Below are 9,457 nucleotides of genomic sequence, written 5' to 3' on the forward strand. Positions count from 1 at the left end.
ATTCTTCTGGCCTCCTCAATCATGGTGAGCCTCTCTGCCTGCGCAACTAGTATTTCAGGCACCTGGCAAGGTCGAGACGCCACCGACGATCGTCCCTTTAGCTTTGGTGCGGTGACCTTTGCTCCTGACGGAACCTACACTGCTGAAGCGAAGTACGGAGACAAGATCCGCGCCGTCACTGGCACCTACAAAATCTCCGGCGACGAAATCATGCTGTACGGTCAACCCTTCGGCGAGCGAACCTACGAACTGAAGAGGGTGAAAGACGGCTTGGTCTTTACCGACGCAAAGAGTCAGCAATCGATGACACTCGATCGTTTTCGTTGAGAAACATCTCTCAGGAACATCAAAGAGCTCATGACATTGTCCTCGCTGACATTGCGTTTTTGATCGGCGCTTACACATAACTGTTTGCTCTTATGCATAAGATCTGTGTTCAACTCGTGATCCAAGCACTGGCATTCATATGGCTACTTACAGTCTTGGCAATCACTGCTTCGTCTGCCCACGGCAACGAGACTTACACCCTTGACAACGGCCTTGAGGTCACGCTGATCGACGCCCCTGGGGCGAAGCTGGCCGCCATCGTCGTGCTGTATGACATCGGTGGTGACCATGACCCACCAGGCAAGTCAGGGTTAACCCATGTACTAGAGCATATCTATGTGACGGCCGCGACCGACCAGCAAGAAGCTCGAGATGTCCAGGAATACGTCCAGCAGTATCCCGCCGGCTGGAATGCACAGACCGGAGCGCAGTACACCATCATCGCCACCGTGTTTGGCAATGATCGCCTTGAGCATGAGCTACGCGATGCCGCAGCTCGCATGCACAATCTGCGTATCGCCCCGTCAGATCTGAATCGAGAAGTTCCTCGCGTGATCGAAGAAGTCAGCAACATGTTCGAAGGGCACCCGCAGTTATCTGCGTTCAACAACGGCATTGAACTGGTACGCCCATCACTCCATAGCGGACGTCGCAGCGGAGCCCCCGATCAAGTTCGCAACATCACGCTCACAGATCTGAAGACGTTCTATAAGAATCACTATCGACCTGTTAATGCCCGACTGATCATTGCCGCAGCAAATGTGAACCGCCTTCGGCCATTGATCGAGGCCATGTTTGCAACGATCGAGTCAGGCACCAACATCGGATCGATCCCACCGCGACCCAAACCGGCACATGACATCAATGAAGTCATCACTGTGCGCGCCAGCCGTGCGCCCGCGGCGCTCCCATCGGCAGCGGTCGTTGCCCTGCGATCACCGCCAGTGAACGATGATGCCTATGCGACGTTCCTCATCGTGGCCGGCCGCCTCTTTTTGTCGTCTGACATGATGACGGCAGCACCAAAGGCATCGGTGCAGTATCCAATCATGGATGCCCCCGAAACGCTGGTCATCACCACGACCGTCCGTGATGGCGAGACAATAGAACATGCGCGATCGCGCGTTGATGCGCTCGTACATAGCGCGCTGCATGATCCCGTGACACCGCAGGACGCCGCATGGGTTGAAACCAACTTCGGCCAGATGCTTGGCCTGACCACTATTCACCCGATGATGACTGCGCAAAACCCCTACTTCTCTGCATTTGTTACAGGGCGTCAAGCCCAAATGGGCGTGGACGGAAATACCTTGCGTCAGCAGCTTCGGGGGGTCAGCGATGAAGAACTTGCAGCGCTGCGCGACTGGATCAACGCCAACACGGCCCAGGCTCGGTTGAATGTGATTCCGGGCATCAAAGCGCCGCGAGACACTGACCACCGCTGAGATGAGATTCGATCAATAATGGTTACTGACTAGATATCAAGCGGCGTTTCTGCATGTTCATGAACCACACCAGCACAGCAGCCACCATGTAACAAGTATCGCAAGTAAGAGTGTTGGCAAAGGGTTCATCCATTGCTGGGTTAAAAGTCAGAGCAACCAGCGTGTTGAACAAACGAATTACTTGAAAAAGTTCAGGAAATTCATATTGGGAAATTTCCAAGCGGCAATAGCAATACCAATGATCCAGAGAATGACCCACTCCGGCGTCGTCACAGTGGTCCCAAATGCAATCTGTTTAATTAACGCCCAGATAAATAACATGACCAAGGCAAAAGCGAGTCCAAAAAGCACCCATCCGACGTAGGTTCCCACACCTAAGTCAGAAGAACGCTCTGAATCTGATGAATGTTGTTCGGGCTTCTTTTCAACCATTTGACTTGTCTTCTCTATGAGCACCAGCAGGTCTAAGACTTCTGACGCCTTTAGCTGACCATACCCTCAACGTGAAAGAGCTTGTTATAAATCTTCCACTGACCTTCGACTTCTAACATCCCAAAAGTATCAATAAAAATCATTCCCAAATAAGACTCGCGTAGACGCACACAGGCCGTCTGCCCTGCAATGTCACACGAGAGAATCTCAAGCATCTGCTCGGCCTTTGATTCTTCGGGTGAAGGCTGCTGTGAAGCAACAAAACCAGCGAACTCTTCAACGTCCATCTCATGCAGACCATCAGGCAGATAGCCAGTGATCTTTGCATTCTCATGAAAGACAGCGCGTACCTCGTCTGGATGAGAGGTATACAGACTCTGGTAATACCGCTCAACGCATTTCCTAATATCACTGGTTGCGCTCATAAAGGGATCCTCAATAGAAGTCACAAACAAGAACTACGCGTTTATACATTGCAGATATGCACTGGCAACCAATGTAATTAAATCCAATCAATAATTATTATTGGCTAGATATCAAGCGGCGTTTCTGCATATTCATGAACCACACCAGCACAGCGCCCAAGACAAATGCAATGACAAGCAACAGTCCAAGCCGCCAGGCCAAAAGGTTCACAATCATGCTTGCGGTTTGATCTGCCTCTTTGGCTGCGTTTTTTATGGATCGATCAACACGATCGATCACACTCTCTATCTCTGGAGAACTGATTAGATTCTGCAACGAGATTGAGGCCTCTGTGATCCCATCGACTGCGGCCTTCAATTCAACAAGCGTATCTTGACTGTCACCAGGATCAGATGCCACCGCTGTTGAGAATCCAAACATCTCATCTAAGACCAAGGTCGTAGTCTCAACCTGAAGCGTCAGCTCATTCAAAGATGTGATTGCTACAGCAAGACTATCAAGCGTCTGCCCCCCACTCTCAAAGGTCTGTAGTAATGAGTCGTTGATCGTGAGCAATTCTTCCGATTGACCATCAAGAGATTCCAAGAGTATCAATGACTCTTCTCTGACCCGCGTGGGAAGCTGATCAACCACATTTTCTAGTTTTGCGACTTCGTCTGAGATTCTTGCAAAGTTGACACTCAGCTGCTCCAAGTCTTTGAGCACTGATCCAACCTGGGGACTGGAAAGGACCTCAAGCACAATCATCTCACCTTGGTGCCCCAAATCACTTGGCAGCCGATCAACACGATCTGCAATTCTGCGCGCTTCGAGACCCATTTCAGCAGCCGTTCGAGAGATGCTGTCTACCGCTGCAAATGGGGCAAATGGAAGACCGAGCACACTCACGAGACCTGTCGTTTTACTTTCATTGATAAGCACCGGCGTCTTGGAAACCCGCATTCGCTCGGGATCAATAAAATCCTCTGCTTCCTCATCTAACCGAGCCTGCTCTCGAATCTTCCCATCGAGCTGACCGAATAGAGAGGGCTGAGTCCATCGCCTTGCAATCTCGCGAATGCGATTGAGAATATGAGAAATACCATTGGCGCTCACCAGAAGACTGTGACGCTTTTCATATTGCCATCGCCATGCATTCAATCGATAGGCGTCGTACCAGAGCTCAATGAGCGCCTCAAATGAATCCGGCTGAGCATACGCCTCCGTGAACTTTAGCTCAATGAGCATAACCAAGCTGCGAATGGTCTCAAGCTGCTCCGCATTCCCGTCAGCTGCTCGGACGGCATTGGTCTTGAGTCGCGCGATGGTTCGCTCGAAATACACCATGAACTCTCCAAGTTCATCACGTAGGCGTTCTTGTGGGTCACTGGCGCCCTGGGTGGTCAGTCGAGCCGCCCGGGTAAATTCATCTTCAGTGGATTGGCTCGATGAACAAGACGAAAAAACCCCTGCTATTGCCAAGATGAGAATGGTGTTGAAAATCCGAATAACAATGCTTCCCTTACACAGCCCTCAAATGATCGGCCGGCCTAAGACCAGCCCACGCCACATACCCATCTACTATAAGCAATACATCAAGAAATTGATGGGGCAGCGTTAACACCTGTGTGCCAGATAATAAAGCATGGCCATCTTGAAAATCGAAGAAGCCACTTGACAGGCTTAAGAGCAGGGCTTGTTCCAAGTCGTGTGGGAACAACTGGTCAGCACAGAGACAAGACGGCCGCCACATCGTGCCTGAGCGCGAGGCAATCAGCCAACATCAGAATTCTTGACTCAATCCAGAATTGTAGATACAACCTCTATATGCATGGCACATGCACAGAACTTCTTCGCAACCATGGCCTTCAGGTCACCACTCAGCGGGTGGCCATCTTGGAGTCTGTGTCTAAGCACCCCCACTGCACTGCCGATACCGTCAAATCAGATGTCCGCCATCGCATTGGCTCGATCTCTCATCAGACCGTATACGACGGTCTCGGAGCGCTTGTTCAACACGGACTGCTGCGGCGTATCCAACCCGCTCACTCGCCGGCTCGATTCGAAACCAGGACCGAAGACAACCATCACCATCTTATCTGCCGATCATGCGGACACATGATCGACGTGGACTGCCGGCGTGGATGCGCCCCCTGCCTCGAACCAACAGACACCGCTGGCTTCGATATCGACGAAGCCGAAGTCATCTACTGGGGCCATTGCCCCAAATGTCGTCGCACCAACAATACCTAAGTACCAAACGATCGCTAAGACCAAGCAAAGAGAAATCTATGACTGACACGACTACAAAATGCCCCGTCCTCTCAAACACCATGAGTTCTACCCAGGGACGTCGAAACAATAGCGACTGGTGGCCCAACCAACTTGACCTTTCCATTTTGCATCAGCACTCCCAAAAGTCCGACCCCATGGGCGCGACATTTGACTATGCAAAAGAATTTAACACACTCGATCTCAAGGCAGTCAAGAAAGATCTTCACGCGCTAATGACCGATTCGCAGGAATGGTGGCCAGCCGATTACGGACATTACGGCCCGTTCTTTATTCGCATGGCTTGGCACTCCGCTGGCACCTACCGCATTCATGATGGCCGGGGTGGCGGTGGCTCGGGTACGCAGCGCTTCGCGCCGCTGAACAGCTGGCCAGACAATGTGAACCTTGACAAGGCCCGGCGCCTGCTCTGGCCAATCAAGAAGAAATATGGCTCAAAGATCTCATGGGCCGACCTGTTTATTCTGACCGGTAACTGCGCTATCGAATCAATGGGGCTTAAGACATTTGGATTCGGCGGTGGCCGCGTCGATGTCTGGGAACCCGATACAGATGTCGACTGGGGGCCAGAGACAAAGTGGCTTGGTGACAATCGCTACTCAGGCGATCGCGTACTGACCAGTCCGCTCGGCGCTGTTCAGATGGGACTGATCTATGTGAATCCCGAAGGTCCAAACGGAACGCCTGATCCGATCGCCTCAGCTCGAGACATCCGAGAAACATTTGCACGCATGGCTATGAATGATGAGGAGACCGTGGCACTGGTTGCCGGCGGACACACCTTTGGAAAAACACATGGCGCTGCCCCTGATTCTGAATTCCTAGGGCGCGAACCTGAGGCTGCACCAATCGAGCAGATGGGTCTAGGCTGGAAGAATTCTTTCGGCACCGGCGTTGGTGATGACACCATCAGTTCTGGTCTTGAGGGTGCCTGGACAGCCACACCAATAAAGTGGGACAACAGCTACTTCGATACGCTTTTTGACTACGAATGGCAGCTGGTCGAAAGTCCTGCCGGCGCCAAGCAATGGATACCAACCGACGCTGCCGCACAAAAAACCGTGCCCGACGCCCATGATGCAACAAAGACGCACGCGCCGATGATGCTGACCACCGATCTTGCCCTGCGTATGGATCCGATTTATGAGCCAATCGCAAGGCACTTCCGCGAAAATCCAGAAGCGTTCGCAGATGCTTTTGCCAGAGCGTGGTTCAAGCTCACCCACCGTGACATGGGACCACAAGCCCGCTACCTAGGACCAGAGGTGCCCACTGAAACCTTGATCTGGCAAGACCCAGTCCCGGAAGTTGGCCATGAACTTGTCAATGAAACTGACATCGCCGGCTTGAAAACGTCACTACTCGACTGCGGCCTTTCTCCACAGCGACTGGTGATGACTGCATGGGGTTCAGCGTCCACCTATCGTGGAACTGACAAGCGAGGCGGGGCCAACGGCGCTCGTATCCAGCTCTTTCCTCAAAAGGACTGGGATGTCAACGAACCAGTTGAACTACACACAGCGATGGCTGCTCTTGAAAAAGTCAGAGCAACTTTCAATAGTGCCCAGACTGGAAACAAGAATATCTCACTGGCTGACTGCATTGTGCTTGGTGGCTGCGCCGCCATCGAGCAGGCAGCCGAAAAAGCTGGTGTCAACGTCACCGTACCCTTCCGACCTGGCCGTACCGATGCCACCCAAGAGATGACCGATGCTCACTCATTTGCAGTGCTTGAGCCAGCTTCCGATGGCTTCCGCAACCACGCCAATCCAAATGACCCACGTCACGGCGAAGCCATTTTGATTGATCGTGCATCCCTCCTCACGTTGACCGCGCCTGAAATGACCGTCCTTATCGGCGGGATGCGAGCCATGGGCGCCAACACCGGCGACTCCAAGCTTGGCGTTCTGACTGACCGCGTGGGAACACTCTCCACTGACTTCTTTGTCAATATTCTTGATACTGACATTGAATGGTCTCCCTCGAAACAGTGCGAGCACTTTTACGAGGGCCGCCAACGAGCGACAGGCAAAGTGAAGTGGACCGGCAGTCGTGCTGATTTAGTCTTTGGATCAAACTCACAACTGCGAGCACTCTCTGAGGTCTATGGCAGCAATGATGCAACCAAAAAGTTCGTGCACGATTTTGTCATTGCCTGGGATAAGGTGATGAATCTTGGCCGATTCGACTGATTAAAAGATCAGATATTCGACTGACTTTGAACGACGACCCCAAAAGGGGTCGTCGTCTTTAACCAAGCGATGACAAAAACGTCTCTGCAATACGCAAATGCGCTTCTCTCTTTTCACTGTCCATTTTCTTTGCCATAGCGCACATCATTGACCAACGCGGATTGCGAGCTAGTTCTTCGACATGGTTCCAAATCCAACGCCAATACAAACCATCCCAGATCGCCGTCCAATCACCCGCCGAGTGATTACTCATCTTGCGAATGTACGAAGAGCCCGAAAAGTAGGGTTTGGTGGTAATGAGTCCCCCATCAGCATTCTGGCTCATCGCATACACGTTAGAAACCATCACCCAGTCATAACTGTCAACAAACATTTCCATAAACCAGCGATAGATTTCATCAGGGTCAAACTCACAGAGAAACATAAAGCCGCCGAGCACCATGAGTCTTTCAATGTGGTGACAATAGCCAGTTTCAAGCACCCGATCCAACACATCATCCAAAGGATCAATGCCAGTTGTGCCATCGTAAAAGCATGCGGGAATGCGACATACGTGTCCCCAATGATTGGTGGTGCGCATCGTTACACCAAGATCTTCATAGGTCGCACGCATAAACTCGCGCCAACCAATCAACTGCCGAACAAAACCTTCAATCGAATTCAGCGGGATTTCGTTTCTTTCGGCATGCTTAAGGACTGCTTCCAAAACGCTCTTTGGGGTAAGAAGACCGATGTTGAGCATCGGAGTCAGCACGCCATGCCAAAGTGTGTTCTCTCCCTTAACGATCGCATCTTCATAGTCACCAAACATCGCCAACCGTTGCTCAAGAAATGCGTCTAGCCATTGCTGTGCGCCTTTATGCGATGTTGGATAGATCAGTTCATTAAGCCTGCCAGGATTTTTTGGATAGCGATCTAAAACGTATTGGCGAGCCGCTTTATCAACTTCCGTTTGTTTTATCTCTGGCAGCTTGGGAATCGCTCCCAACATTTTCTTTGGCACTTTCTTTCGATTGTCTTTATCAAAGCTCCATTGACTCCCAATCGGCTCATCATTTTCCATCAGTACATCGAAACGTCGACGCTGATGCTTGTAGAAATCGGCCATATACCAACGCTTCTTAGTTTTCCGATAACGCTGATTCTCCTCCGAGGTATTGAGAAACATCGGCGTATCTAAAAACCGCAACTGCAACGAAAAGGCTTCGCAATATCGGCAAAGACGACGTTTAAGAAGATAATCATGTGGCTCAGCCACAAGTATCTGACGCTCTTTGAGATTTTTCAGATACGTCTCAAGCATATTCACGCCAGGCGCATGTTCAACGTAATCTACTGATGCGCCACTTTCTAGAAGCCGCTGCTCATAGGCTTTCATGCTCGCTCGATGCAGCCACAACTTTTGCCGATGGAAGGCCAGAGAATGGCAATGATCACCAAAGAATAGCCCATCCTCAATCAGTGCAATTCGTGAAGGCGCAAGGCTGCAGCCTGGGTGCTCATCAAACAATTGGTGCGGAAATATTAGAAGTGTCTCTTTGGGGGGCATCATTCTTTTTTAGCTATGAGCTTTCAATATAGGAGAAGATCCGTCGATTTATGGGAAACAACATGTGCCCGATCGCCTGACTAACTGCGACTCAGATTGTGACGTCCGCACCACCTTGACGAGCACTTTCCATTATTGCATCGATGATGCGCTGGGTGTCGAGCGTCCATCGTGGCCACTGTGGATCAAGCGGCACCTCACCAACTGCAATACGTGAGAATGACTGAATCATCTCAGCTTCTTGCACACAGTGATCCACCACAATTCTTTCAAATGATTCATCGATCAACGTATCAGCATTTTTCAGAATAGGGTCTTGGTGAATCTCGAATACGGCTTCGGTGGCATTCCCATGAACAAAATCATGAATCCAGATTGATCCACGATCACCGATGATCTCGACCCACTGCCGAAGAGGATGTCTATATGAGCACTGAAAGTGACAAACAAGTGGCCCTTGATCACCAGCAAACTCCAATTCTCCACTGGTATGAATGGGAACCCCGTCATGAAGCTCATGATGACGCGCACGCACAAGAGTCGGCATGCCGCCCATCACTACCAGTGAAATTCGCGCGTTGTACCATGCGATATCACCAACACAGCCCAGCGGCTCAGTTTCCCTCGACGTGCGTATGTTTGAATGCATAAACGCATCATCAGCAAGGAACGTAAATGTTGAGTTGATCATACTCGGGGCCGGTCCGATGTCTCCAAGTCGTTCAAGCACACGTTGCAATCGATGATGGTGCATAAACATGACACCGTCCATGAACTGCACTCCAGCCTGGTGACAGGCCGCAATGATCTCTTGA

At 51.1% G+C, this 9,457-nt stretch carries 9 protein-coding genes; 4 read left to right on the plus strand and 5 right to left on the minus strand.

Translation table 11 applies throughout. From position 1 onward, the window contains the following. Together P8J86_09165 and P8J86_09170 are read left to right on the plus strand one after the other, a co-directional pair. On the plus strand, positions 1-327 hold a 327-nt coding region (locus P8J86_09165; protein MDG2054865.1), incomplete at its 5' end, for a hypothetical protein. Between the two features lie 92 nt (positions 328-419). After that, positions 420-1,772: an insulinase family protein gene (locus P8J86_09170; protein ID MDG2054866.1), complete on the plus strand. Its 1,353-nt coding sequence runs from the start codon at positions 420-422 to the stop codon at positions 1,770-1,772. A 177-nt stretch (positions 1,773-1,949) separates the two neighbouring features. Here P8J86_09170 and P8J86_09175 read toward each other — a convergent pair whose 3' ends face one another. The 3 genes from P8J86_09175 to P8J86_09185 form a co-directional block, all read right to left on the minus strand. After that, on the minus strand, positions 1,950-2,204 hold the full coding sequence (locus tag P8J86_09175; protein MDG2054867.1) for a hypothetical protein: 255 nt from the start codon (positions 2,202-2,204) through the stop codon (positions 1,950-1,952). A gap of 50 nt (positions 2,205-2,254) precedes the next feature. After that, entirely contained in the window at positions 2,255-2,629 is a 375-nt protein-coding gene (locus tag P8J86_09180; protein MDG2054868.1) for a nuclear transport factor 2 family protein, read from the minus strand. 97 nt (positions 2,630-2,726) lie between these two features. After that, positions 2,727-4,091: a hypothetical protein gene (locus P8J86_09185; protein ID MDG2054869.1), complete on the minus strand. Its 1,365-nt coding sequence runs from the start codon at positions 4,089-4,091 to the stop codon at positions 2,727-2,729. Positions 4,092-4,436: 345 nt separating this feature from the next. On the opposite strand from P8J86_09185, the gene P8J86_09190 reads away from it, so the two are divergent. Then, positions 4,437-4,862, plus strand: a complete 426-nt coding sequence (locus P8J86_09190) for a Fur family transcriptional regulator (protein ID MDG2054870.1) — start codon at positions 4,437-4,439, stop codon at positions 4,860-4,862. A gap of 38 nt (positions 4,863-4,900) precedes the next feature. Continuing rightward, a complete protein-coding gene (gene katG, locus P8J86_09195; GenBank protein ID MDG2054871.1) occupies positions 4,901-7,093 on the plus strand; it encodes a catalase/peroxidase HPI in 2,193 nt (730 codons plus the stop codon). Positions 7,094-7,151: 58 nt separating this feature from the next. Here the strand turns inward: katG and P8J86_09200 are convergent, their stop codons facing one another. Together P8J86_09200 and P8J86_09205 are read right to left on the minus strand one after the other, a co-directional pair. Further along, complete coding sequence (locus P8J86_09200; protein MDG2054872.1) at positions 7,152-8,642, minus strand: cryptochrome/photolyase family protein; 1,491 nt, start codon at positions 8,640-8,642, stop codon at positions 7,152-7,154. 91 nt (positions 8,643-8,733) lie between these two features. Beyond that, positions 8,734-9,457: hypothetical protein (locus P8J86_09205; protein MDG2054873.1), on the minus strand; the 724-nt coding region annotated here is incomplete at its 5' end.

This window comes from Phycisphaerales bacterium (genome assembly GCA_029268515.1).
In the GTDB taxonomy this organism is placed as follows: Bacteria; Planctomycetota; Phycisphaerae; order Phycisphaerales; family SM1A02; genus JAQWNP01.